Here is a 24,328-nt window from a genome sequence, read left to right as displayed (position 1 = left end):
GAATTATTTGCAAAAGCAAACACCTTGACGGGTTGGCTGCGACAAAGCCGTAAAACTATTTTTCGGGCCCTTAATGCAGCCCATGACGCTTATCGAACCAGCAGAACGCCTCCCGGCAGCCGGGTTATTCGGGTCTGTGTCACCTTGCTCAGGGCCTGGGCGATCGCCAGCGGATCATCCACCTGGTAGTTGCCGCTGACCCGTTGTCGGGCCGCGTTGTTATCGAGCAGCAGGATGGGCGCCGGGTAGTAGCGACGCAGCTCGCCCAGCACCTGGGCCAGGGGCGCGTCCTGGAACGACAGGCGGCCGCTGGTCCAGGCCATCTGGCGCTCGCCGCCGTCCTGATGCAAGGGTTGCAACTGGCGGTCCGTCAGTTGTTGCCAATTCCCGGCTTGCAGCAGGCTGCTGTCGCCGGTGGCGCTGGTCAGGCGCACCCGGCCTTCGCGCACGGCGACTGTCACCTCGTCGCCGCGTTGGCTGACGCTGAACCGGGTGCCGACCACCGTCACCGTGGCGTGCCCGGCCTCGATGGTCAGTGGCCGGGTCGGGTCATGGAAGGCTTCGACATAGAGCTCGCCGCGCAACAGGCGGATGCGCCGGTGGTGCTTGTCGATATCGGTGCTGATGGCGCTGTGGCTGCCCAGCACGATGTGCGAGCCATCGGCCAGGTCCAGGGGTTCGATCTTGCCGGTCGCGGTCAGGTGATCGGCCTGCAGCCGCAGCGGCAGGTCGGTCATCCAGCCGCCACCGAGCATCAGCAGCAGGGCCGCAGCCACGGCCAGGTAACGCTGGGTGGCACGACGACGAGGCCGTGCGACCACGGCGGGAGGCAACTCCAGGTCGCTTGCCAGGTCCTGCAGGGCCTGTTCGAACGCGCGGTCGTTCCATAGGTTTTCCATGGCCTGGTAGGCGTTGGCATGCTCCGGGTCGGCGTTGCGCCACTGCTCGAAGCGCTGGCGCAGACAGGGATCGTGCTCAAGCGCCTGGCGTTGGCTGAACCAGTCGCTCGCCTGTTCTTGTGCGCATTGTTGGGCGCTGGCATGGCGCGGGCGTTCAGTCATGGGATCTGTCGGTCAGTGGCTTTGATGCAGGCATTGAGAGCGGTGCGCAGGTCTTTTTCCACCGTGCTCAGGGACACTTGCAAGCGTTGGGCGATTTCGCCTTGGGAAAGCCCCTGCAGTTTATGCAAAACCAGGATCTGTTGCTGACGTTTGGGCAAGGTCGCCAGGACCTGCCCAAACCGCTGCAACTGCTGCTGGTCCTGGGCCTGGGTTTCCGGGCCGGGTGCCGGGGTTGCCACTTCACTGGCCTGGTTGTCATCCCCCAACTGGCACTCGAAGCGCCGTTTGCTGCGCTGGCTGCGCAGGTGATCGAAGGCCAGGTACTGGGCGGTCTGATAGAGAAAGGGTCGCAGGTGCTCGATAGGCCGGGCATGCAAGGCCTTGGCGACTCGCAGGTAGGTTTCCTGAGCCAGGTCCTCGGCCAGGCTGGCGCAGCCCACCACCCGTGACAGCATGCGGATCAGCGCACCACGCTGGCCGATGAACAGCGTGCTGAGCTTGTGTTGGTTGTCCCCTGTATCCATACCGACGCTCCCCACTGCCTGGATTCGGTAGCCGCGTGAATGGGCGGGTATTTTAATGAGAATTCATATCAATACCAGTTATTTCAGAGGGCCGACGCCAGGCTTGCAGCGCTGCCGGAAACGGCTCCCTTCATCGAGAGCAAGAGGGCATCGGCGGTTTGCAGGCGCCCAGTGCTGGAGGTGCATGCCAGTGTTGTTGAGCGCCAGCTCCACGTGCGGTGATTGGTCAGGCAGGTAGAGGAGGGCCCGCCACCTGCCAGAACGCCTTGAGGCCAGCATTGCTGCTGATGATGATGCGACGGTTGAAGGGCGCCGCTGATGGGCCGCCTGCCCCGGGAATGATTGGCGCCGGGCGCTGTCGACTCAACAAGGCTCCCTGGCGAATCGTTCGCCCCAGTCAGCGCCAGCGTGCCCACCTGAATCGGTTCAATATCTGTTCGCGCACGCTAGCCTGTGGCGGCCAGAGGGGGCAGCAAGACTCAATGGGAAGGTTCGAATATGCGCTTCATTTCAAGCGTCACCTGCCTGATGCTGCTGGTACTTGTCGGTCGGGCCTGGGCCGTGGATCCGCAACCGGCGGTGCAAGCGGCCCAGGACAAGGCCCAGGCTCTGGAGCAAAAGGCCGCGGACAGGCAAAGTCCGAAAGCGGCCCCCCAGGCCGCGGCCATCACCAAGACCGAAGTCCAGGCGGTGGATCCCGCAGGCCAGGCACCGGTGGACGATGCCATCACCTGCCTGTCACGGACGATCTACTGGGAAGCCAAGGGCGGTGAATCCGCCGACATGGAAGCCGTGGCCAATGTGGTCTTGAACCGCCTGGGGCACGAGGGTTTTCCCGGGACCCTGTGCGAGGTGGTCAAGCAAGGCTCGGAAAAGAGCCCTTGCCAGTTTTCCTGGTGGTGCGACGGCCGTCCTGACCAGGTCGAGGAAGAAGGGCGCTACGGCATCGCCAAGGAAATCGCCCGCAAGGCCTTGAACCAGCAACTCCAGGACCGCACCCAAGGCGCGCTGTATTTCCACGATCGCAGTGTGTCGCCGGACTGGGCCAAGGCCTATATCAAGACCACCGAGATCGGCAGTTTCCTGTTCTACAAGCCCAGGGACGTGGCTGCTCGATAGCCGCACCGAGAGGGTTTTTCCCGAGGCTCAGCCTTGAGGTTCCAGCCGTTGCCAGCGCCGGGCGAGGATGACCAGCCTGTGGCGGACGGATTGTGCGAGTTTTTTTTGCGAAGCCAGGCGCAGCAGGGTGTCCCGCAGCGCAGGATCCAGTGGAAAGCCATCTTCCAGCCAGCGTGTGGCGCATTGCGCCCAATAGGCGGAGTCGGATTCCAGGGCGGTCAACAGCAGCTCGCGCAAGGCGATTGGCTCGGGTACCGGGGCTTCGATTCGGTTAACGAGCCCTGCGAGGTACCGGTCCTGGCTGTTCACGACCGCCTGATAGGGCTGCTCGAGCAGCGGCAGTAGCCATACGTAGCTGAACGGTTGGGTCATCTTGTTACCGGGAATCTCCATGTTCACTGGCACGCCTATCGAGGGGCAGTGCTCATTGCACCTGCGGGTGCTGATCGGTAATGGCATGCCAGTCGGCTTTCATGGCTACGCAAAGGTGCTTCTGTTTGGGGGGGCAAAATGGCGTGTCCAGAGAAGCAATGGCGATGGAGATCCAATCGCGGAACTCGCCCTGGGCATCGCACCAGAACAGTGAGGAACCACAGGAGGAACAGAACTGGCGGAGTACGCCGGGTGAAGATTCATACCCCTTGAGCAGGGCTTGGGGGTCACTGATGCCGAGGGTTGAGCGAGGTACGCTGGCATAGGTGGCGAAGGCCGCCCCATGGCTTTTCCGGCATTTGCTGCAATGGCAGTGGGTCACGGCTTTGAGCGGGCCGCAGACCTGGTAAGTCACCGCGCCGCACAGGCAACTGCCTTGATGTTGGTTATCCATGCTGATGGTTTCCGCAGATTCAGAGGCAGCATTGCCGCGCAGGAAGGAAGCCTTTATAAACGGCCTGCTACTGTAGCGCCACAGTGACAGCAGTGGCGGTCCGACCCCCTGGCTGCAAGGAGCGACATAGTGAGCCCATCACCTTACCCTCTCAACACTCCTGATCCTGCCTTTTCCATTTTCGCCGGCATTCGCCTGTTCCGCCTGGAGCGACAGCAAAGGGGGCCGGACCACCAACCAGCTCCAGGCCGGGGATTCCTGGTTCGGATTCCTGGCACGGCAAGGCGCAGGGGAACACCATGATGCAGTCATTGGAACACCGGATCCCGCCACCCATTGTCACCCTGGTGTTCGGGGTATTGATGGGCCTGGCCGGCCGCTGGACACCAAGCCTCGACCTGACCTTGGGCACGCGCTGGCTGCTGGCGCTGCCGGTGTTCTGTGTGGGGCTGTTCCTGGTCCTGGCGGGTGGCATCTCTTTCCGGCGGGCCAGGACCACCGTCAACCCGCTGCAGCCGGAGCGCGCCTCGGCACTGGTCACTTCGGGCATCTACCGGCATACCCGCAACCCGATGTACGCAGGCTTTGCCCTGTTCCTGCTGGCCTGGAGCCTGTACCTGGCCTCGCCCCTGGCGCTGCTGGGGGTAGTGGGTTTCGTCCTGTACATCAACAGGTTCCAGATTATGCCCGAGGAGCGGGCCCTGGCCGGTTTGTTTACCGAGGATTTCAGTGCCTATGCAGCACGGGTCAGGCGCTGGTTGTGAGCGACCTGGCAGGGGGCGGCAAGGCGCAGCCAGGGTGGCTGGGTGGTGGACTTTCTTCCCGGCCAATTCCTGCGGGTTTGCCACCCAGCGGTTGATGATGGGGGCGATCTCCTTGATCACCCATCAATTACCGAGGATGCCAGCATGGCCAAGCACGACGATGACAACCGAGCCAATCAATTGAACCCGGAGCACGATGCCTATTGGAGCTCCCGGGGCGACGACGAGCGCCCTGACGACTGGGACCATCGCGAGGAGGATGAATGACATGGCCGCGAATCAGAAGAACCCCAAGGATGCCCGTGGCGATATTCGCAATGCCAACAAGGGCAGTCCAGGCACCAACCGCATCTATGACCAGGCCCAGGGCAACCGGGGCAAGCAGTTGAACCCCAATCAGGTGCACCAGCAGTCCAAGGGTTAGTCATCGCAGGGCCGGCGCTGGGCCGGCCCTCATGATTCGGGCAGAGGAACGCCGAGGAGCTGTCGGGCCCGGCGGTACTCTTGCCCATAGCAAGCGAAGACCTGGCTGATCTGTCTGTCCGGAAGGCCTGCGCGAGTCATTTCCTGTTGCAGGAAACGGCAGGTTTCGGCGAAATGCAGCATGTGCGCCAGGCTGTCGACCAGCGGATCATCCTCAGTTGTTTCCAGGCCGCGCACGGCACCGGCCGCCAGGCTGACGGCTTGTGCCAGCGAACGCACATTGGCGGGTTGCGGCCGGCCCTTGGTGCCGCTGATCCAATCGCGAAGCGAGCGCTGCTTGGAGGCCAGGTCGAGGATCTGGCCCTTGTGGTACTGGTGTTGCGCCCAGAGCTGGCCGAGGGCGGCGCAACTGCTGACATTGCTGGGGCTGCGACAGAGCCTGGCAAAATGCTCCAGGCAATCGCCGAGCGGATTGCTCCATTGCTGTGGCTGGGGCCCGACCCTGGGCAGGAACTGCTCCATGAACAGTTGGTCCTGGAAACCATCCTGTGCAAGCAGTTGCCAGTTGATCAGGCTGCCATCGACCACCAGCCAGGCGGCAAAGCGCAGCAGCACCGAGACACAATCCGCGATCCTGCAGTGGTGGAGCGTCGTGTGCTTGAGCAGCGCGTCGTCATCTTCCGTGGTGGCCAGCAAGGCCAGGAGTCGCTCGGGTGTACCGGGGCATCCCAGTTCGCGAGCCAGCGTGGACTCGGCCAGCAAGGCAACCCGCGCCCGGAGGGAGCCGGCGATGGGCAGTTGCCTGCAAACCAGGTCCCATTCGTCCTGCAGCCTGGCTTTCCAGTACGTCGTGCATTGCGCGTGGGCGAACAGTGATCCGGCGAGCATTCCCGACCATTCGACATAAGGGCGCCACAGCACGTCCTTGGCGAGCGCGTCCTCAAGTACCGGCTGCATGCTGGGGCGGCTGCGCAGCATTCTCAGCAGTTTGCCCAATTGGCTGGGGCGCATCTGCATGGCTGACGGCGGGCGCTGAAACCATTTGCTGAAAGTTTTCCAGGTCAGCCAGCCGGGGTGCTGCGCCTGCTCGTACAGGTGCTTCTGCGCGTTGGGCATGTGCATCAGTTCGAAGACCGTGGCCAGGGGCAAGAAGTACAGGCAGCCCTCGCGGTACAGGATCGAACGGGTGTCGTCGAAGGGCAGCAGGTTGGATTCCATTCCAAGATCCTGATCGGTCGAGGCGCTCCGGCAACCCGGCTCATGTTTCAGGCAAGGGCTGAGGGCCGGATCCGGTGCTGGTTTCTGGGCCCTCACCGGGGAACATGGAGGGCACTGTCGGAACGTTGCTTGAGGTTGACGCCGGCTCAGGCTGCCACTTGCGCCTGAAGTTGCAGTTGCCCGTCCACATCCTGGACCAGACCGCAGGTCACGAACAACGGCACCAGCACCTTGTGCAGTTCCGGCTCGACGAACTCCTTGACGGTGTCCAGTTCCAGGTTGCCGCTGGCCGGCAATTCGCCCTTGGTGTAGGACAGCCAGGCCTTCTTCAGGGCCAGCAGCACATCGCTGCCGGCAGTGGAGGCAAAGCGACGGTTGGCCACGCGGCCGGCGAAGTTGAAGGTGTGCGGGTATTGGTAGCCGGTTTCGTCACCCTGGCTGGCGACGCAGCGACCGCAGCGGCAGGGGCCGTCGATGAAGGCGGCGCGCAGGTAGTTGTTGAAGTCGACGATGGGCTTGAGTGCCAGGCGCTTGTCGACTTCGAACAGGTCGCCGGTCATTTTTGCTTCACTGCTCAAGGTCATTTTCCTCAGGGTCAGGCGGTGTATTTTCACAGGGCCGCACCATAACAGCCAGAGGGGGGGCAGGGGTACTTTTCTGCGCCTGGAAGGCTGGCGGGACGGGCATCGGGCCAGGGCCGCGCTCTGCTAGGATCAGTCCCTTGCGCGCACCGGTTAACCGAGCGCGGGTTTCCCCTGTCAATCATCCTTCGAGGAATCAGCATGTCGATCTACGCCGTGACCGTCCCCTGTTTTGCCCAGATGTTGCGCGCCTTGAGCACCCTGTTGGCCAAGGGCGAGGAGCGGGCCCGGGAGTTGGGTTTCGACCCGCAAAACCTGCTGGATGCGCGCTTGGCGCCAGACATGCACAACCTGGCCGCCCAGGTGCGTTTCACTTGTACCCAGGCACGGGAAGCGGTCCAGCGTCTCAGCGGCCAACCGGTCACGACGCTGGCGGCGCCGGCCAGCATGGCTGAGGCCAAGGTGCTGATCGAGAGCACCCTGACTTTTCTCGCCGCGGCGGATCGGCGGCTGATCGACAGCAGTGACCGGCGAGCGGTGGCCATCGAGTTGCCCAACGCTATCGTCTTCGACATGACCGGGGAGGAATACGCGTTGAACTGGGCCACGCCGCAGTTCTATTTCCACCTGGTCACGGCCTACAACATCCTGCGACACAACGGCGTGCCCCTGGGCAAGGCCGAGTATGTGCAGCACATGTTTGCCTATTTGCGTCAGCCGCAGGGCTGATGGGGCCGGGTATCGGTTGCAGGCATGACGGTAGCCCGTGATCGCGGCAGAGAGGGCGGCCGCTCAGAGTCTCTGGTAGATCACTTCATAGTCGCTGCCCAGTTCGACCTCCAGTAGCTGGACAAGAGCAAGCGCGGCCTGGTCGAAATGCGCTTGCTCCTGCGCCGTCCACGGGCTGGGCGCCAGCGGGTCGGCCCAGTCCAGGGCACTGTCATGCCACTGCGACAAGGCATTGAGCTGCTCCAGTATTGTCGGGTCGATGGGCAGTTGCTCCTCGACCGGCCCAGGCCGTAAACAGGCCCGGGCCGTATCGTTGGCGCTCCAGAGTGTTCCGCCTCCCCACTCGAACAGCAGGTGAAGGCGCTTTTTCTCGATCATCGGCTTATCCCTGTGTAGGCAACGGCAATAGGCCGCGGGGAGTGGATCGTAGCCGTTCTGCCGGTCCGGGAAACAGCAGGGCAGCTTGAGAAAAGGCCTCGCTCATCAATACTCAAGTGGCAACCATCCAGCGAGGGCGGCTACCGGTCATGTCTCAGTTGAAGAGTGATGCCACAGAGGTCGGGAGCGCCGCCACGGCCGGTGCGCAGATTGATGCCAAGATCGCCGGGCTCGGCGATTGGCGAGGCGAAATGCTTGGGCGAATCAGGGCGCTGATCCACCAGGCCGATCCTGACGTACTGGAAGCAGTGAAGTGGCGCGGCGTGCCGGTGTGGTCCCATGCCGGCATTCTCTGTACCGGCGAGACTTACAAGTCGGTGGTGAAAATGACCTTTGCCAAGGGCGCCGCCCTGGCGGACCCGAGTGGCCTGTTCAATGCCAGCCTGGAGGGTAATACCCGCCGCGCCATCGATTGGCATGCCGGCCAGCATATTGATGAGCCCGCCTTGCTGGCGCTGATCCGTGCTGCCGTGATCCTCAATACCTCGGCGCCGGCCAAGGCCCGGGGTTGATCACTGCGAGCCTGTCGCCAGGTAGCCCAGGAGGGGGCATCACCCGGCGTTGCAGGTCCTGTGTGTCCAGTTCGTCCTGCCCGTGACATCGATCAGGCCATGGGGCCTGGCGAGCGCACCCGCTCCGGCCTGCGGCTAGAGCGTCGGCCGCTGAAGGTGCAGCCATTCCTGCACCGCCGGCCGTTGCCACTGGCGCCGGGCGTACTCCACCAGGGCTGGCGGCATGGGATCGCCGTTGAGGATCAGCCGGTTGAGCATCAAGGCCAGGTCGAGATCGGCGATGGACCACTGGCCGAACAGGTAGGGGCGGCCGTCCGCCAACAACTCCTGGGCAGCGGCGATCAGCTTGCGCGCCGCCGACTCGGCCGCCGGCGACAGGGCGGCGCCCTTGCAGCCGTAGAACACCACCAGGGTCGAGCGCTCCTGGCGAATCGGCAGCAGGTCGCTGCGCAGCCAGGCCTGGACCTGGCGCGCCTTGGCCCGCTGCCGCGGGTCGGCCGGGTAGACCGGTGTGTCGGGGAACAGCTGTTCCAGGTATTCGGCGATGGCCGAGGATTCCGACAAGGCAAAACCGTCCAGCACCAGGGTCGGCACCCGTTGGGTCTGGGACAGCCGGGCATAGTCCTGGGTCTGGTTCTCACCGGCATCGAGGTCTAGGGTCAGCAGTTCGAAGTCGATGGCTTTTTCCCGCAGCACCACGAACACCGACAGGGCGTAGGGGCTGGTGAACTGGGCGTCGACATACAGGCGTGGGCGGGAAGGGGGCACGGCATGATCTCCGGTGGTGAAGTGGACACGCTAAGAGATCTGCGGTGAGAAATAAAATGCGCGATTTTTATCCCGGCATTCCTTGCTGGAATACTGGAGTAGATCGAGAATCAGGTCCCGCCGATCGCCAGGATGCTGGGCGGGCAGGACGTGTCGAGCAGATACCCACGCCGTATTCGCCAGGAGCCATCAGTGCCGTTGTTTGAAACCCCACGCCTCATCGCCCGCCCGTTGTCACCGGACGACCTGCCGGCGTTGACCGCCATCCTCAGCGATCCGCAAGTGATGGAGTATTCCTTGCGCGGGGTCTGTGATGAGCAGGCGACCCTGCAGTTCATCGAATGGTGCCTGCAGTGCTACACCGAGCTGGGCATCGGGCCCTGGGCCCTGGTGGAGAAGGGCAGTGGCGAGCTGGTGGGCTTCTGCGGCGTCAGCCCGGAGCAGGTGGGTGAGGTCCAGGAGGCCAACCTGGGGTATCGACTGGCCACTCGATTCTGGAATCGGGGGCTGGCCTCGGAAGCTGCCCGTGGGGTGTTGCAGTGGGTGTTTTGCCAGCATCAATTGGCCTCGGTGGTGGTCATCATCGAGCCGGCCCACGGTGCGTCCTTGCGGGTGGCCGAGAAAGCCGGGTTCAGCGAGTTCCAGTTGCTGAGGTTGCATGATCGTCCCGTACGCTTGTACCGCCTGACGAGCCATCAGTGGCAGGCACTTTGCCTTATCGAATAAGGCAAAGTGCTGGCCCCGCAGTTCCTCAGATCTCGCCAAAATCACTTTATTTTCAGGTGGTTAGGTGACCGCAAAATGCGCCATGTATTGATTACGCTGACTTCGTTTGCCTTGCTGGGCGGGGTGGGAGCGGCCCAGGCCAGGGAACTGCTGGCCAATGACCGCTATGTTTGCAGCTGGGGCGCGGGGACGGCAGCCAGGGCTCAGGAGCTGAAACTGTCCGGGGTGTCGCTGTATGCGGCGCGGCAGAAGATCCAGACCTACAAGTTCAGCAAGGGCTGGATGCGCATGATGGCCCTGGGCATCACTGAGCAGACTTACGACAGCGGCTCGCGAATACGCCCTGAAGCCTTGCGCAAAAGCTTTTACGATGACTGCGTTCGGTATAAGTTGGCCCGCCGATAACCCAGGTGAATCCCCATGCCTTGCCATGCTGATTTCATGCGCCAGGCACTGCTCGCTGGCCGCCGGGCCTTGCCTGGCTGGCCAATCCGCCGGTGGGTTGTGCCCAGGTCACAGGTCAGCAGGTCGTTGGTCAGGGCTTCACCCAGCCTTCCGCGGAACTCCCGCTTGGCCTCACGCCGCAGCGGCAGCACATCCTCTGCGCGCTTGAGCTGGCGCCAGCCCGAGCGGGTTTGGCCCATGGCCTGGACCGCCTTGGGGTAGCGGATATTGACCTTATGATCATGAGTAAAATTTGTAGTGATCAGGATTAAATTGAGTTTGTCTCACCTGCGACCTGCTGTCGACAATGGCCTCCATCAAACAGCTTGGAGTGTCTTGTCATGGCTTTGGCCCATTCCCTTGGATTTCCGCGCATCGGCCGCGACCGCGAACTGAAAAAAGCGCAAGAGGCCTTCTGGAAAGGCGAGCTCGACGAAGCCGGCCTGCGGGCCGTTGGCCGCGACCTGCGCCAGGCTCACTGGGAACTGCAGAAGAAGGCCGGGATCGAGCTGTTGCCAGTGGGCGATTTCGCCTGGTACGACCAGGTCCTGACCCACTCGCTGATGTTCGGCGTGATCCCCGAGCGTTTCCGCCCTCATGATGGCAAGGCTTCCCTGCAGACTCTGTTCGCCATGGCCCGTGGGGGCAGCGATAGTTGTTGCGGCGGTGCCCACGCCGAGGAAATGACCAAGTGGTTCGACACCAACTATCACTACCTGGTGCCGGAGTTCAGCGCCGACCAGCAGTTCCACCTGGGCTGGGAGCAACTGTTCGAAGAAGTCGAGGAGGCCCGCGACCTGGGTCACTCGATCAAGCCCGTGGTGATCGGCCCGCTGACCTACCTGTGGCTGGGCAAGGCCAAGTGCGCCGAGTTCGACAAACTGGAACTGCTGGACCGCTTGTTGCCGCTCTACGGCCAGATCTTCCAGCGCCTGGCGGAGCAGGGCGTGGAGTGGGTGCAGATCGACGAGCCGATCCTGGTGCTGGACTTGCCCCAGGAATGGAAGAACGCCTTTGAGCGTGCCTACAACCAGATCCAGCGCGAGCCGTTGAAGAAACTGCTGGCCACCTACTTCGGCGGCCTGGAAGAAAACCTCGGCCTGGCGGCGAACCTGCCGGTGGATGGCCTGCACATCGACCTGGTGCGCGCCCCCGATCAGTACCCGACCATTCTCGACCGCCTGCCGGCCTACAAGGTTCTTTCCCTGGGGGTGGTCAACGGCCGCAATGTTTGGCGCTGCGACCTGGACAAAGCCCTGGCCACTCTGCGGCACGCCCATGCACGCCTGGGTGATCGCCTGTGGGTCGCGCCGTCCTGCTCGCTGCTGCACTGTCCGGTGGACCTGGCCCGTGAAGACCAGCTGGACGCCGAACTCAAGAGCTGGCTGGCCTTTGCCGTACAGAAGTGCGAAGAGGTGGCGATCCTCGCCCGCGCGGTGAGCGAGCCCGAGGCAGCCCCTGTACTCGAGGCCCTGGCGCAAAGCCGTGCGGTGCAGGCCGGGCGTGCCGCCTCGTCACGTATTCACAAGCCCGCGGTGCAGGCCCGCGTGGCGGCCATCACCGCCCGGGACAGCCAGCGCCAGTCGCCGTTTGCCCAGCGGATCGCCCGGCAGCGCGCCGGCCTCGACCTGCCGCTGTTCCCCACCACCATCGGCTCGTTCCCGCAGACTGCTTCCATTCGCCTGGCACGCCAGTCGTTCAGGCACGGCAAATTGAGCGCGGCCGAGTACACCGAAGCCATGCAGAGCGAGATCCGACACGCGGTGCAAGTGCAGGAGCGCCTGGGCCTGGACGTGCTGGTGCACGGTGAAGCCGAGCGCAACGACATGGTCGAGTACTTCGCCGAGCAGTTGGACGGCTATGCCTTCACCCGGTTTGGCTGGGTGCAGAGCTACGGTTCCCGTTGCGTGAAGCCTGCGCTGATCTTCGGTGACCTGAGCCGCCCCAGGGCCATGACCGTGGAGTGGATCCGCTACGCCCAGGGCCTGACCGACAAGGTGATGAAGGGCATGCTCACCGGCCCGGTCACCCTGCTGATGTGGTCCTTCCCCCGTGAAGACGTGAGCCGTGAACTACAGGCCCGTCAATTGGCCCTGGCCATGCGTGACGAAGTGCTGGACCTGGAAGCCGCCGGCATCAAGATCGTGCAGATCGACGAAGCCGCGTTCCGTGAAGGCCTGCCCCTGCGCCGCGCCGACTGGCCGCATTACCTGGGCTGGGCTACCGAGGTGTTTCGCCTGTGCGCTTCTGGCGTGCGTGACGAAACCCAGATCCATACCCACATGTGCTACAGCGAGTTCAACGATGTGATCGAATCCATCGCCGCCATGGATGCGGACGTCATCACCATCGAGACGTCCCGTTCCGACATGGAATTGCTGGATGCCTTCGAAGCCTTCGCCTACCCGAACGAGATCGGCCCGGGCGTCTACGACATCCACTCGCCACGGGTGCCGGATGCCTCGGAGATGGCCAGCCTGCTGCGCAAGGCTGCTCAGCGCGTGCCTGCCGAGCGCTTGTGGGTCAACCCGGACTGCGGCCTGAAGACCCGCGGCTGGGCGGAAACCGAAGCGGCCCTGGTGCACATGGTCAGCGCCGCCCGGCAGCTGCGTAAAGAACAGGCCTGAACCTTGGCGGCCCATGGCACGCCAGCCGCAGCCCTTGAGGGCGCGGCTGGCTTTTTCATTCAGTGGATTCAATCAGGGCGCCTGTTCATGGTCCCAGTCAATAGGCCGCCACTGAGCTTGCCCGAGAATGCCGGCCCTCTGCTCCTGTGTTCCCCGCCAGGGGTGGTGATGGAGGCCGTCAGCTTATGAGGCCAGAAGCGGCGCAAGGGCCGTGGGCGTGCTGCGGATGATCGAGATTGGCCAACGGGAGAAGTTCTACCCTCAGGGGCACCGTGGCTGCGGCCATTTCCTGCGCTGCACCAAGCATCAGAGTCAGGCGTTGGGGGGGAACTCATCCGTAGCGGCGACCAGCATTACCCCGACGAGGCGTGATCTGTACTGCGGATCGCCCCATCTGATCCGTATTTTTCTCGCTCATCTGCCTCTGTAATCAGAACAGCCAAGGTTCGAAAATGGCGCGCCCGGCCGGCCTTCCTCCGAAGACCGCCTGCGCTGCACCGCACCCCTAATGTTCAGGAGGCCTGATGACTAAGATGGCGTTTTTCTTGTTTGGATTTTTAGCCTTGACCATCGCGATCGGTGCGCTTGCGACTATTTCTCCGACCTAGACCCGGGACTGCTTGCGGTTCCTGCTTCACTTCCTTGTCACCCTCAGTGGCAGAGCCGATGAACTCTGCCGCTGCCTTCGGTTTCACTTGGCAAACCGGCGCGCCCCGGCCACGCACAGGATCACCGCCACGGTGACCCCAAGCATGCCAAGGCTCACCTGCTCATGCAGCAGGCCGGCCGCCAGGGCCAGGCCGAAAAACGGCTGCAGCAACTGCAGTTGGCCGACGGCGGCGATCCCACCCTGGGCCAGCCCGCGGTACCAGAAGACAAACCCGATCAACATGCTGAACAGCGAGACATAGCCCAGGCTGAACCACGCCGGCAGGCTGATGCCGCTGAACGAGGCGGGGGCGCTCCACAGGCTCAGCGCAATCATCAGTGGCAACGACAGCACCAGGGCCCAGGAAATCACCTGCCAACCGCCCAGGGTCCGTGACAGCCTGGCGCCTTCGGCATACCCCAGGCCGCAGACCAATACCGCCAGGAGCATCAGCAGATCGCCTTCGGGGGATGCGCTAAGGCCCTGGGCAACGGCGTAGCCGATCACCAGCAGGCTGCCCAGCACCGAGAACAGCCAGAACACCGGGCGCGGCCGTTCACCGCCGCGCCACACGCCGAAGACGGCGGTGGCCAGGGGCAGCAGGCCGAGAAACACGATGGAGTGGGCCGAGGTCACGTATTGCAGGGCCAGGGCGGTCAGCAGGGGAAAGCCCAGGACCACGCCGATGGCGACGATAGCCAGGGGCAGCAACTGGGCCTTGGTCGGCCGTCGTTCCTTGAACAGCAGCAGGATGCACAGTGCCAGGAGCCCGGCGAGGGTGGCCCGGGCCACGGTGAGAAACAGCGGGTCGAACTCCAGCACCGCGACGCGAGTCGCCGGCAGGGAGCCACTGAAGATCAGCACCCCGATAAAGCCGTTGAGCCAGCCACTGGCGGTCTTTTCCAGCGCTGGGGATTGCAGGTTCGGTGTCCGTTCCATTCAGGGGGCTCGCTAGGGTTGGCAGGGGCAAGCCCACGGCAGCGTCGGCCGGGCTTGCGTTGCGCCCATCCTAGGATCGAAAATCAGCACAATCAAAAAATTGTCATGGATACAGTCCCTATGGCCCGTGCCCGCTACAAGCAACTGGTGGATGCCTTTGCCGCCGATATCCGCAGTGGGGTGCTGGCTCCCGGCACTCGCCTGCCCACTCACCGCGAGTTGGCGGCCCAGGAGCGCCTGGCGCTGGTGACCGCCTCGCGGGTGTATGCCGAACTGGAGGCCATGGGCCTGATCAGCGGTGAAACCGGTCGTGGCACCTTTGTCCGGGAAACGGCCTTGCCACCGGGCCAGGGCGTCGACCAGCAGGCCGTGGCGGCCGGCACCCTGGACTTGAACTTCAACTACCCGGCCGTGCCCGGGCAGGCTGAATTGCTCAGGGGCGCATTGCGCCAGCTGGCATCGGCCGGTGACCTGGAAGCCCTGCTGCGCTACCAGCCCCATGCTGGCCGCAGCCACGAGCGGGCCACGGTGGCGCGGCACCTGGCTTGCCGCGGGCTGGCGGTGACCGGTGAGCAGGTGTTGATAGTCAGTGGTGCCCAGCATGGCCTGGCGACCACCTTGATGGCCTTGCTCAAACCCGGTGACGTCGTGGCCACCGACGCCTTGACCTACCCCGGCTTCAAGGTGACGGCGGACGCCCAGGGCCTGGAGTTGCAGGCCATTGCCCTGACGGCCCAAGGGCCGGACCTCGATGCCCTGGAGCGCCTGTGCCAGCGCCGGCGGGTACGGGCGGTGTACGCCATGCCGACCGTGCACAACCCCATGGGCTGGGTGCTGGACCTGGCCTGGCGCGAGCGCCTGGTGGCGATCGCCCGCAAACATGGGTTGCTGATCATCGAAGATGCGGCCTACGCCTTCCTCGCCGACAACCCGCCCGTGCCCCTGGCAGCTTTGGCAGCGGAAATCACGGTCTACGTCTCCGGTTTTTCCAAGAGCGTGGCCACCGGGTTGCGGGTGGGTTATGTGGTGGCGCCGCCGGCCTGGGTGGCGTCGATCGAACGGGCGATCCGCTGCACCACCTGGAACACTCCGGGGGTGATGACCGCCATGGCCTGTGCCTGGATCGACGACGGTACCGTGGCGCGCCTGGAGCAGGAGAAACGCGACGATGCCAGGCAGCGCCAGGCCCTGGCTCGCGAGATGCTGGAAGGGTTGGAATACATCGGCCATCCCGACGCCTACTTCCTCTGGCTGCCCTTGCCCGAGGAAGTGCGCGCCGACCAGGTGGCCATGGCGCTATTGCACGAACAGGTCTCGGTCTCTACCGCAGGCCCCTTTGCCTGTGCTGCCCCGGTGCCCCATGCGATCCGCCTGGCCCTGGGCTCGGTGACCCTGGAAGAGCTGCGCACCGCCCTGAGCAAAGTCCGCCAGGTGATCGCCCACTACGCGTATTGACCACAGCCGCACGTGGCAAGCTCCAAGCTTGCCGCTGCCCCTATAGCTTGAACTGGGTAACCAGGCCGTTGAGGTCCACTGCCAGGCGTGACAGCTCCTGGCTGGCGGCGTTGCTCTGGTTGGCCCCGGCCGAGGTCTGGGTCGACAGGTCGCGGATGTTGATCAGGTTGCGGTCCACTTCCCGGGCCACCTGGGCCTGCTCTTCGCTGGCGCTGGCGATGACCAGGTTGCGTTCGTTGATCATGGTGATGGCCTGGGTGATCTGGTCCAGGGCCAGGCCCGAGGCACGGGCGGCTTCCAGGGTCAGGTGGGCGCGTTCGTTGCTGGTGCGCATGGCACTGACCGCACCCTCGGTGCCTTCCTCGATGGTGTTGATCATGCTTTCGATTTCCTGGGTCGACTGCTGGGTGCGATGGGCCAGGGCCCGTACCTCGTCGGCGACCACGGCAAAACCTCGCCCGGCGTCCCCGGCACGGGCTGCTTCGATGGCGGCATTGAGCGCCAGCAGGTTGGTCTGCTCGGCAATCGACCGGATCACTTCCAGGACCTGGCCGATGTTGCGCACATCCACCGCCAGATGCTCGACCCGCTCACAGGTCTGGGTCACGTCCTCGGCCAGTTGGCCAATGGAGTCGACGGTGTGCTGTACCTGCTCGCGGCCGTGATGGGCGGTGCGGTCGGTTTCCTGGGAGGCTTCGGAAGTGCTCACGGCGTTGCGCGCCACTTCTTCCACGGCGGCGGTCATTTCGTTGACCGCGGTGGCGGCCTGTTCCACTTCGTTGCTTTGCTGGTGCAGGGTCTGGCTCGAATGCTCGGTGACCGCGTGCAGTTCCTCGGCGGCCGAAGCCAACTGGTTGGAGGAATCGGCGATGCGCTGCAGGGTGCCGCGCAGGCTGGCCTGCATGGTTTGCAGGGCGTGCAGCAGGCGCGCCGGTTCATCCTTGCCGCTGATCGCGATGCTCTGGCCGAGGTCGCCGCTGGCGATGGTTTCGGCCACGGCCACGGCTTGCCCCAGCGGCCGCACGATGCTGCGGGTCAGGAGTATCGCCAGGGCCACGGTCAGGGCCACCACCACCAGCATGATCAACAGGACCATGCCGATCGCGCTCTGGAACACCTGGTTGCTCTGGGCCGCTGCGGCGACGCCGCCACGGGTGTTGACGTCGATGATAGTCAGCAATTCCTTGAGCATGGCATCGGCATTGGCCAGGAACGGACCACCGTCGACGATATCGATCGCCGCTTCCTTGTGGCCCTGGCGCATCAGTTCGACGATCCGGTGCTGGTCCTTGAGGTACAGCGCCTTGGCGCTGACAAAGCGCTCGTAGGCGGCGCGCTCGTCTTCGACGTTGATCAGTTTTTCGTAGGTTTGCTGTTGTTCGTCCTGCTGCTGGTCGAGCTCGGTGAGGCGCGAAAGCAGGGCCTGCACGTCATTGCTATCGCGTACCACCAGCATGCGCAGGGTCAGGGTGCGGATCTGGGTGCTGGTCAGGGCCAGGGCATTGGCGGCGACGATGGAAGGCTGCCAGTTCTGGTCGACCTCAAGGGATTGCTGGTTCATGCGTTGCATTTCCAGCAGGGAGAAACCTCCCAGGGCCAGGGCCAGCAGGGCGATCAGGGCAAAGCTGAACCCTGCACGGCGGGAAATGTTCATCGTTCTCAAGAGCATGATGGTGTTCCTTGTGGCGGCAAAAAGTACAACCGGCGAAGCAAGTCGCGGTTTGCATCGGTGCGGTGCGCGGTGGAGCGAGGCCCCACGGCACCGTCGGCTTTTTGCACACAAGGCAGGCGGCTGGCGCATCTGATCGGCGCCTTTGTCCGTGCTTTCCAGGGTTGGCAGGTTGCACGACCTGCCTGGAAAACCTGCCGATGATAGCACGGTGACATCTATCGCGGGCGCCTGGCCCGCGGCTTTCAGTGGCCTTCGGTCTGAAGAAAGCCTTCGATGGAGCGCGCGCTGGTCACCGGGTCGACCTGCATGAAGCAGTGCTGGCCGTCGAGTACCTGGGTGCTCAGGTGCCGATTGAGCGTCGCCCAGCGCTGGGCCGAACGGGCCACGTAGGGGTAGCTGTCGCGGCCGTGGATCACCAGGCTCGGGGTCTGTATCTGGCGCAGCGAACGCCACAGGCGGCGGGGAAAGGAGCTGAAGATGTCCACCTCGCGCTCGGGGGCGCATTTGAGCGCCACGCCTTCGGCGGTGTCCTTCAACCCGTGTTCGACATAGGCCTCCAGGGCCTCGTCACTCCAGCCCTTGAAGATCCCCCGGTTGGCCAGCGCGGCCTTGGCCGAGGCGCGGTCCGGCCAGCGCTGGCGGCGGGCAGCGGCCTTGCGCGCCAGGCTGTGGCGGCGGTTCAGGCCCAGGGCCGAAAGCAGCTTGAGCGAGCCGATCATCGACGGGCTGAAGATCACCGGGTCGAGCATCACCGCCTTGCGAAACAGCTGCGGTCGTTCGGCCACGATCAGGCAGGTGAGCACCCCGCCAAAACTGTGGCCGACCGCGTAGCGGGGCACCTCGCCGTAGGCTCCGAGCCCGGCCTCGAAGGCCTCGGCCGCCAGTTCCGCGGTCCGGTTCCAGCCCAGGAACGGGCCGCCGTGGTCCGTGTCGCCATGGCCTTGCACGTCGCTGAGCCACAGGTCGAAGGACTCGGCCAACAGCGCCAGCATCGGTCGATAGGCCATGGAGCAGAAGCCGTTGCCGTGGAGAAAGTGCAGCAGCGGCTTGCCCGAAGGCGCGGAGCGCAGGCCGCGCAGGGTAAAGCCTTCGGGGCAGGGATAGGACCAGGGGAGCAACTGCATGGGGCCTCGGGATGACGGGTGAGCACAGCCGGGCATTGTCGATGGGATGGCCCTCGAGTCAAGGGCCGATCCTGACCGACTCCAGCACTAGCAGGTGGTGAGCTGGCGAAACGACAGGCTGATGCGCTCGCCCGCGCCCGGCGCCTTGGGAATGGCGTGCAGCCAGTGTTTTTGCAGTTCGTCCGACATGTGCAGCAGGGAGCCGCTGGCCAGGCTGTAGTCGAAGGTCGCGCCGCTTTCCTTGTGGCGAAAGACCATGGTCCGGGCATGCCCCAGGGAAACGATCACCACGCCGGTGCCGGTCACCAACTGTTCATTGGCGTCGGAATGAAAGCCCATGGAGGATTGGCCGTCGGGGTAGCAGTTGAGCAGGCAGTTGTTGGGACGAAAGCCCAGTCGCTGCTCGATGGGCCCGCACAGCTGTTGCAGAAGCTCGGGCATCGGCACGGCAGGGTAGGTGATCTGCGAATAATCGTAGGGCGCGCCGAAGCTTGCGGTCTTGCGCGCACGCATGCGCTCGTCCCACAGCACAGAGTCCTTGAGCTGGCTGAACAGCCGGTGGGGGTCGGCGATGAAGTCGGGAATGAAGTCGATCTCGGGTGGAGTCATGGGTGCGCTGCCAGTGTGTGAAGGTGAGCGGCTGCCAGGGGGCAGGGCCCATCCTTATCGGTCCTTGATGGGGTGCTGGAGGGTGCCGCCTGCAGCCGACTGGATGAAGTGCGCGGCCTTTTCCGCCAGCGCCGCTTGCGAGGCGCGGATGATCAGTACCAGGGGCACCAGGGACAGTGGGTCGATGTCCAGGCGTTGCTCGCTGGCATCGCGCAGTCTCAGGGGCAGTTCGGTCCACTGCTCATCGTCGGGAGTTCGGCTGTCACCATCGGAATCGACATTGCAGCCTGTGCCCCATAAGTGCTCGGCAACCCGGTAGTAGGCCGGGCGTGGTCCGGGATCATGGAGGAGCAGGCTGTGCTGTATAGACATGGCGTCCGGCTTGGGCGAGGTGGCGTTCCAGGCCGGTAACGGTATCTCGCCACCGGCGCTTGATGCAACCCGCGAGAGGGCTGGCGCCGGGGTGTCAGCGCGGCCTGTCAGCCGCCATTGGCATTGAGGATGCTCGCCACCTGGCGGGGTTGGCAGTTGAGGTAGGGCGAGGACTTGAGCCAGCGTTGGTCCGGGTACCAGGAAAACATGAACTGGCCATCCTTGAGCTTGTCTATCACCTGGCGCGCGACTTGCGGGCGCACGGCCGGGCAGCCCTGGCTGCGGCCGATGCGGCCCTGGCGTTGGCTCCACAACGGGTTCACGTAGTCGGCGGCATGGATCACGATGTCGCGATCGCGGGCGCGGTCGTTGAAGCCGGGCTCCAGGCCGTCCATGCGCAAGGAGTAGCCGTGGCTGCCTTCGTAGCTTTCCTGGGTGCGGAACAGGCCCAGGCTGGACTGGTAGCTGCCCAGGCGGTTGGAGAACTGGGTGGCGAAGTTTTCCCCGGACTTCTGCCCGTGGGCCACCAGGTCGCGCAGCACCAGCTTCTTGCTGCGCAGGTCGAAGATCCACAGGCGTCGGGCGGTGGAAGGTTGCGAGTAATCGATCACCGCCAGGTGCCGGGCCTGCCGGGCGCCGCTGTTGACCGCGCACTGCATGGCGTTCAAGGCGCTTTTCAGGGCCAGGGGATTGAGTTCCGGGGCGGCGTGGGCGAGGCTGGCGTACAGCGCGGGGCTGGTGGCAGGGTGGGGTTTGCTGGCGGCGAAGGAAGGACTGCAAATGGCGCCCAGGGCAAGGGCCGCCAGGCAGAATCGGCACAAGAAGGTCAACATGTATAAAGCATCCCCATGGTCACTTCAGCTCCTGACGTCCTGTCGTTATCCCGGCAGTCTGGTCTATATGTTTATCACCCAGGCTTGATTGTTTTCCGCATCTGCCATAACGCTTGGCCGTCAAACCGACGGCCACGGATTGGAGTAAAGCAGTTGTTCAAAAAACACGCATGTTACTTGAGCCTGTGCCTGCTCGCTGCGCCACTGGTCGCGCTGGCCGAAGAGCCGCCCTTGCAGTCGGCGAGCCCCTTGCAGTTGGCATTGAGCCAACTGGCCCAGGCGTGTCCGGCCCTGGCTCCGCGCCTGGACCCGTCCACCCAGCAGCAGTTGCAGGCGTTCTATCGCCAGCATGGCGAGCAGCCAGCCTGGGCCGTCGACGGGCGCCTGGCCAGCTTGCAGGCGCAGTTGGCGCAACTGGTCGATGACGGCCTGGACCCGGGGCATTACCACTTGCCGGCAAGCACCCCGGCAGGGGATGGCCTGTGCGCCGATATCGATATCAGCCACCAGTACCTGAAAGCCCTGCAGGACCTGCATTACGGGCGCCTCTCACAAACCCGCTTCGAGCCCGTGTGGCGAGCCCAGCCGCTGCCGGAGGATCGCCAGGCAACCTTGCTGGCGATCGCGGTGCCGGGGCTTGAAAACATCGCCGGGGCCTTTGAGCGGGCGCGTCCCCAGCTTGCCCAGTACCACAACCTGCGCCAGGCCTATGCCCAGCAACGCCAGCAGCCATTGCCCCAGTGGCAGGCGGTAGGGAGTGGGCCCCTGCTGCGCCCGGACATGCAGGACAAGCGCGTGCCGGAACTGGCCGAGCGTCTCTACCACGGAGGTTACCTGCAGAGCCCGGCGGTCAACCCGGACAATGCCTACAGTGGCGACCTGGTGAGTGCGGTGAAGCACTTCCAGCTCAGTCACTCGCTGCAGGCCGACGGTGTGGTCGGCGCGGGCACCTTGAAGGAGATGAACATCAGCCCGGCCCAGCGCCGCGAGCAGTTGCGGGTCAACCTCGAGCGCCTGCGCTGGCTGGCCCAGGATTTCGAGCCGAACCTGGTGCTGGTCAACGTCGCTGCGGCGCAGTTGACCTTCTACCAGCATGACGCCGTGGTCTGGCAGACCCGCACCCAGGTCGGCCGCGCCGAGCGCCAGACGCCGTTGCTGAAATCCCAGGTCACGCGCCTGACCCTGAACCCGACCTGGACCGTGCCGCCGACCATCCTCAAGGAGGACAAGCTGCCGGAAATCCGCCGTGACCAGGGCTTTCTCAACCGCCAGAACCTGCAGGTGCTGGACGCCAACGGCCAGCCCCTGGCCCCCGAGGACATCGATTGGGACCGCCCGGGCAATATCCTCCTGCGCCAGGGTGCGGGGCCGCGCAACCCCCTGGGCCGCATCGCCATCCGTTTTCCCAATCCGTTCTCGGTGTACCTGCACGACACGCCGAGCCAGGCGTTGTTCAGCAAGGGGCCGCGGGCCTTCAGCTCCGGTTGCGTGCGGGTCGAGCAGGCGTTGCAGCTGCGGGACTGGCTGCTGACCCCGGCGGAGCGGCTGCGTACCAATGATCTGCTGGCCACCGGCCTGACCCATGAGTTCCGCCTGGCCAAGCCGGTGCCGATCCTGCTGAGCTACTGGACGGTGCAGGCCGACAGCCATGGGCAGCTGTTGTATGCGCCGGATATCTACAGTCATGACGGGGTGCTGGCGGCGGCGTTGGGCAGCAAGATCTAAGCAACTGGCGGCTGCGAGGAGGGCGGCTGTCGCGGTTGTGCGCAGCGGTCATTTTGAGCGCTGCGCCCCAGAGCACCGGCCGATTGAGCGGGAGCAGGCTCCCGCGCCGCACAGCGCTTTGATTGTGGCGCAAGAACGGCGCTCGGGACGCAGTTCCGGCGGGTAGGACAACGCCGCTTTCCCGGCATCGGGAAGCGGCGTTTTCAGTGGCGGCTCAGGGGTGGGCCGGGGTCAGTTTGTCGTAGATCACATCCAGCGCCGGGCCCAGGTCACCGTCGCCCTGGGCCACTGCCTTGATGCCCGCAGGCGCCGGCAGGGAGGGGTCGCCATGCATGCCGAACGGCGGCGGCAGCAGCGCCAGCTTGGCCGGGCGTTCGTAGATCACCCGGCCCTCCTTGACGGTCTTGAGCACCTGGATTTCGTTCAGGGTCGCGGGCGCCACGGTCAGCGGGTTGGCCGAAAGCACCACGAAGTCCGCCAGCTTGCCCGGGGTGATGGAGCCTTTGCGGTCTTCCTCGAAGTGCTGGTAGGCCGACCACAGGGTCATGGCCTTCAGCGCCTGCAGCGGTGTCACCCGCTGGTCCGGCCCCAGCACGTAGCCGCTGCGGGTGGTGCGGTTGACCGTGGCCGCCAGCACTCGCATCGAGTCCGGCAGGGCTACCGGGGCATCGTGGTGAGTGGTGAACTTCAGGCCCTCCTTGAGCACCCACTGGGTGGGCGAGATGTTCTCGGCACGCTCGGGGCCGAGCACCGATTGCCGGTGCCAGTCGCCCCAGTAGTAGGTGTGCATGGGGAACAGCGACGGGAAGATCTTCAGTTGCTTGAGCTCGGCCACCTGATCCTGGCGCAGGGTCTGGCCGTGGATCATCACCGGGCGCACATCGACCCCGGGGTAGGCTTTTTCCGCGGCTTTGATGGAGGTCAGCAACTGCTCGATGGCGCGGTCGCCGTTGGTGTGGGAAAGGATCTGCCAGCGGTTGGCCAAGGCCTCCTTGTAGATCGCCAGCGCTTCGTCGTCCTTGACCACGCCGTAGCCGGCATAGCTGGCGTCCTGGCCCTGGGGCGGCTTGAAGTAGGGCTGGCTGAGCCAGGCGGTCTTGCCCTGGGGCGAGCCGTCGAGGGTCAGCTTGACCCCGCCGATGCGAAAGTGCCGGTCATAGACCACTGGCTGGTTGGTCGGGTGATACCAGGGCGCAACCAGCAGTTCCTTGGTGCCCTGGGTGAGGATGTCGGGGTAGGAGACGATGTCCGCCAGCAGCTTGCCGTCGCTGGCGGCCTTGATTGCAGTGCGCACCTGGTCCGGGGAGGAGCGGCCGTCCTGCAGGGTGGTGTAGCCATAGCTGATGTACAGCTTCTGTCCGGCGCTGAGCATGTCCACGGCCTGGTCGGCGGTCAGCTTGGGGAAGATCTTCACCAGGGCCATGAAGAAGGCATTTTCCTCCAGCACCCCGTTGGGTTCCTGGCTGCCCTCGACCCGCCGGATCACCCCGCCATCCGGGTTGGGCGTCGACGCGTTGATCCCCGCCAGCTCCAGGGCCTTGCTGTTGAGCACCCCCAGGTGCGAGGACTGGTGGACGATGGCGATCGGCATGTCCTTGTTCACAGCGTCCAGGTCAGCCTTGGTGGGGTGGCGCTGTTCCTGGAGCTGGGAGTCGTCGTAGCCAAAACCGAACAGCACGCCGAACTGCGCCGGAATCGGCGACTGCTGCTCGAAGCTGCGCAGGGTCTGCTGGAGCTCGGGGATGTTGCTGTTGGCACCGTCCGGCGGAGGCAGCAGGTTGGCGCTGGCGGCCTGGAAACCTACCATCGACACATGCCCGTGGGGGTCGATGAACCCCGGCAGCAGGGTCGAGCCCTTGAGGTCGAGCATGCGCGTGGCCGGCCCCTGGTTCTTGAGAACCTGCTGGCGGTCACCGACGGCGAGGATCTTGCCGTCCTTCACCGCCACCGCCTGGGCGTTGGGCTGGCGGTCGTCGATGGTGATGATCGGGCCGTTGAACCAGATGGCGTCGGCCACCGGCGGCGTGGCCGCCAGGGCACTGGCACTGGCGAGCTGGAGCGCTGCCACAAGCAGCGCGAAGGAGGTCTTTTGCATGTGCGTTCTTCCTTGAAGCGGGCAGGAGCGCACTAGCCTAGCCGCAAAGCGCCGCCGCGGGCGAGTGGCTTGAGGTATGGTGTGCGGCCTTTTAG

At 64.6% G+C, this 24,328-nt stretch carries 26 protein-coding genes and 1 pseudogene; 11 read left to right on the top strand and 16 right to left on the bottom strand.

The annotated features are described in order from the left end of the window. Window positions 1-89: 89 nt before the first annotated feature. Together U873_RS0127965 and U873_RS0127960 are read right to left on the bottom strand one after the other, a co-directional pair. Window positions 90-1,061 (bottom strand): FecR domain-containing protein, encoded by a 972-nt coding sequence (locus U873_RS0127965; RefSeq protein WP_025131391.1) that lies wholly within the window; start codon window positions 1,059-1,061, stop codon window positions 90-92. Beyond that, a complete protein-coding gene (locus U873_RS0127960; RefSeq protein WP_025131390.1) occupies window positions 1,058-1,585 on the bottom strand; it encodes an RNA polymerase sigma factor in 528 nt (175 codons plus the stop codon). Before U873_RS0127960 ends, U873_RS0127965 begins: the two co-directional genes overlap by 4 nt. Window positions 1,586-2,083: 498 nt before the next feature. Between U873_RS0127960 and U873_RS0127950 the strand changes: the two genes are divergently transcribed. Beyond that, window positions 2,084-2,704, top strand: coding sequence for a cell wall hydrolase (locus U873_RS0127950; RefSeq protein WP_025131388.1), 621 nt, complete (start codon window positions 2,084-2,086; stop codon window positions 2,702-2,704). A gap of 27 nt (window positions 2,705-2,731) precedes the next feature. Here U873_RS0127950 and U873_RS0127945 read toward each other — a convergent pair whose 3' ends face one another. Continuing rightward, window positions 2,732-3,097 (bottom strand): hypothetical protein, encoded by a 366-nt coding sequence (locus U873_RS0127945; RefSeq protein ID WP_256245069.1) that lies wholly within the window; start codon window positions 3,095-3,097, stop codon window positions 2,732-2,734. Between the two features lie 31 nt (window positions 3,098-3,128). Continuing rightward, window positions 3,129-3,530 (bottom strand): GFA family protein, encoded by a 402-nt coding sequence (locus tag U873_RS0127940; RefSeq protein ID WP_025131386.1) that lies wholly within the window; start codon window positions 3,528-3,530, stop codon window positions 3,129-3,131. A gap of 302 nt (window positions 3,531-3,832) precedes the next feature. On the opposite strand from U873_RS0127940, the gene U873_RS0127935 reads away from it, so the two are divergent. The 3 genes from U873_RS0127935 to U873_RS37015 all read left to right on the top strand — a co-directional run bounded on the left by U873_RS0127935 (window position 3,833) and on the right by U873_RS37015 (window position 4,718). Continuing rightward, window positions 3,833-4,294, top strand: a complete 462-nt coding sequence (locus tag U873_RS0127935; protein ID WP_025131385.1) for an isoprenylcysteine carboxylmethyltransferase family protein — start codon at window positions 3,833-3,835, stop codon at window positions 4,292-4,294. A 144-nt stretch (window positions 4,295-4,438) separates the two neighbouring features. Continuing rightward, window positions 4,439-4,561 carry a hypothetical protein gene (locus U873_RS37295; RefSeq protein ID WP_256245063.1) on the top strand — a complete coding sequence of 41 codons (123 nt, stop codon included), beginning with the start codon at window positions 4,439-4,441 and terminating at the stop codon, window positions 4,559-4,561. A gap of 1 nt (window position 4,562) precedes the next feature. Further along, the gene (locus tag U873_RS37015) at window positions 4,563-4,718 is read left to right on the top strand and encodes a hypothetical protein (protein WP_177330322.1); all 156 of its coding nucleotides are present in this window, start codon (window positions 4,563-4,565) and stop codon (window positions 4,716-4,718) included. 29 nt (window positions 4,719-4,747) lie between these two features. Here the strand turns inward: U873_RS37015 and U873_RS0127920 are convergent, their stop codons facing one another. After that, entirely contained in the window at window positions 4,748-5,935 is a 1,188-nt protein-coding gene (locus U873_RS0127920; protein ID WP_025131384.1) for a hypothetical protein, read from the bottom strand. A gap of 146 nt (window positions 5,936-6,081) precedes the next feature. Next, window positions 6,082-6,519 carry a hypothetical protein gene (locus U873_RS0127915; RefSeq protein ID WP_029978700.1) on the bottom strand — a complete coding sequence of 146 codons (438 nt, stop codon included), beginning with the start codon at window positions 6,517-6,519 and terminating at the stop codon, window positions 6,082-6,084. Between the two features lie 198 nt (window positions 6,520-6,717). Between U873_RS0127915 and U873_RS0127910 the strand changes: the two genes are divergently transcribed. Further along, entirely contained in the window at window positions 6,718-7,245 is a 528-nt protein-coding gene (locus U873_RS0127910; RefSeq protein WP_025131382.1) for a DUF1993 family protein, read from the top strand. Window positions 7,246-7,308: 63 nt separating this feature from the next. Here the strand turns inward: U873_RS0127910 and U873_RS0127905 are convergent, their stop codons facing one another. Then, on the bottom strand, window positions 7,309-7,623 hold the full coding sequence (locus U873_RS0127905) for a hypothetical protein (protein ID WP_025131381.1): 315 nt from the start codon (window positions 7,621-7,623) through the stop codon (window positions 7,309-7,311). 149 nt (window positions 7,624-7,772) lie between these two features. Here U873_RS0127905 and U873_RS0127900 point away from each other — a divergent pair, with 149 nt between their 5' ends. Beyond that, entirely contained in the window at window positions 7,773-8,195 is a 423-nt protein-coding gene (locus U873_RS0127900) for a DUF1801 domain-containing protein (RefSeq protein ID WP_025131380.1), read from the top strand. A gap of 135 nt (window positions 8,196-8,330) precedes the next feature. Here the strand turns inward: U873_RS0127900 and yfcF are convergent, their stop codons facing one another. After that, complete coding sequence (gene yfcF, locus U873_RS0127895) at window positions 8,331-8,963, bottom strand: glutathione transferase (protein ID WP_025131379.1); 633 nt, start codon at window positions 8,961-8,963, stop codon at window positions 8,331-8,333. A 192-nt stretch (window positions 8,964-9,155) separates the two neighbouring features. On the opposite strand from yfcF, the gene U873_RS0127890 reads away from it, so the two are divergent. The 3 genes from U873_RS0127890 to metE all read left to right on the top strand — a co-directional run bounded on the left by U873_RS0127890 (window position 9,156) and on the right by metE (window position 12,760). Continuing rightward, a complete protein-coding gene (locus U873_RS0127890; protein ID WP_025131378.1) occupies window positions 9,156-9,689 on the top strand; it encodes a GNAT family N-acetyltransferase in 534 nt (177 codons plus the stop codon). 75 nt (window positions 9,690-9,764) lie between these two features. Next, window positions 9,765-10,094 carry a hypothetical protein gene (locus U873_RS0127885; RefSeq protein WP_025131377.1) on the top strand — a complete coding sequence of 110 codons (330 nt, stop codon included), beginning with the start codon at window positions 9,765-9,767 and terminating at the stop codon, window positions 10,092-10,094. A gap of 380 nt (window positions 10,095-10,474) precedes the next feature. Beyond that, entirely contained in the window at window positions 10,475-12,760 is a 2,286-nt protein-coding gene (metE, locus tag U873_RS0127875; protein ID WP_025131375.1) for a 5-methyltetrahydropteroyltriglutamate--homocysteine S-methyltransferase, read from the top strand. A gap of 691 nt (window positions 12,761-13,451) precedes the next feature. Here metE and U873_RS0127865 read toward each other — a convergent pair. Beyond that, a complete protein-coding gene (locus U873_RS0127865; protein ID WP_025131374.1) occupies window positions 13,452-14,348 on the bottom strand; it encodes a DMT family transporter in 897 nt (298 codons plus the stop codon). Between the two features lie 120 nt (window positions 14,349-14,468). Here U873_RS0127865 and U873_RS0127860 point away from each other — a divergent pair, with 120 nt between their 5' ends. After that, on the top strand, window positions 14,469-15,803 hold the full coding sequence (locus tag U873_RS0127860) for a PLP-dependent aminotransferase family protein (protein ID WP_025131373.1): 1,335 nt from the start codon (window positions 14,469-14,471) through the stop codon (window positions 15,801-15,803). 40 nt (window positions 15,804-15,843) lie between these two features. Here the strand turns inward: U873_RS0127860 and U873_RS37740 are convergent, their stop codons facing one another. The 6 genes and pseudogenes from U873_RS37740 to U873_RS0127835 form a co-directional block, all read right to left on the bottom strand. Next, on the bottom strand, window positions 15,844-16,707 hold the full coding sequence (locus U873_RS37740) for a methyl-accepting chemotaxis protein (protein ID WP_371261358.1): 864 nt from the start codon (window positions 16,705-16,707) through the stop codon (window positions 15,844-15,846). Then, window positions 16,702-17,457 (bottom strand): annotated as a pseudogene (locus U873_RS37735) (MCP four helix bundle domain-containing protein); the annotation flags it as partial. The gene U873_RS37740 and the pseudogene U873_RS37735, both read right to left, overlap by 6 nt. A 260-nt stretch (window positions 17,458-17,717) precedes the next feature. After that, window positions 17,718-18,599: an alpha/beta fold hydrolase gene (locus U873_RS0127850; RefSeq protein WP_025131371.1), complete on the bottom strand. Its 882-nt coding sequence runs from the start codon at window positions 18,597-18,599 to the stop codon at window positions 17,718-17,720. 87 nt (window positions 18,600-18,686) lie between these two features. Next, window positions 18,687-19,208 carry an alpha-ketoglutarate-dependent dioxygenase AlkB gene (locus U873_RS0127845; RefSeq protein ID WP_025131370.1) on the bottom strand — a complete coding sequence of 174 codons (522 nt, stop codon included), beginning with the start codon at window positions 19,206-19,208 and terminating at the stop codon, window positions 18,687-18,689. A 54-nt stretch (window positions 19,209-19,262) separates the two neighbouring features. After that, window positions 19,263-19,580, bottom strand: coding sequence for a hypothetical protein (locus U873_RS0127840; protein ID WP_025131369.1), 318 nt, complete (start codon window positions 19,578-19,580; stop codon window positions 19,263-19,265). Between the two features lie 107 nt (window positions 19,581-19,687). Continuing rightward, complete coding sequence (locus U873_RS0127835) at window positions 19,688-20,413, bottom strand: murein L,D-transpeptidase catalytic domain family protein (RefSeq protein WP_025131368.1); 726 nt, start codon at window positions 20,411-20,413, stop codon at window positions 19,688-19,690. Window positions 20,414-20,566: 153 nt separating this feature from the next. Between U873_RS0127835 and U873_RS0127830 the strand changes: the two genes are divergently transcribed. Beyond that, entirely contained in the window at window positions 20,567-22,138 is a 1,572-nt protein-coding gene (locus U873_RS0127830; RefSeq protein WP_025131367.1) for a murein L,D-transpeptidase, read from the top strand. A 214-nt stretch (window positions 22,139-22,352) separates the two neighbouring features. On the opposite strand, the gene U873_RS0127825 is transcribed toward U873_RS0127830, so the two are convergent. After that, entirely contained in the window at window positions 22,353-24,233 is a 1,881-nt protein-coding gene (locus U873_RS0127825) for an amidohydrolase (RefSeq protein WP_025131366.1), read from the bottom strand. Between the last annotated feature and the right edge of the window lie 95 nt (window positions 24,234-24,328).

This window comes from Pseudomonas sp. PH1b (assembly GCF_000633395.1).
Taxonomy (GTDB): domain Bacteria; phylum Pseudomonadota; class Gammaproteobacteria; order Pseudomonadales; family Pseudomonadaceae; genus Aquipseudomonas.
The sequence above is the reverse complement of the archived record's forward strand: the minus strand, read 5'-3'. Positions and strand labels throughout refer to the sequence as shown.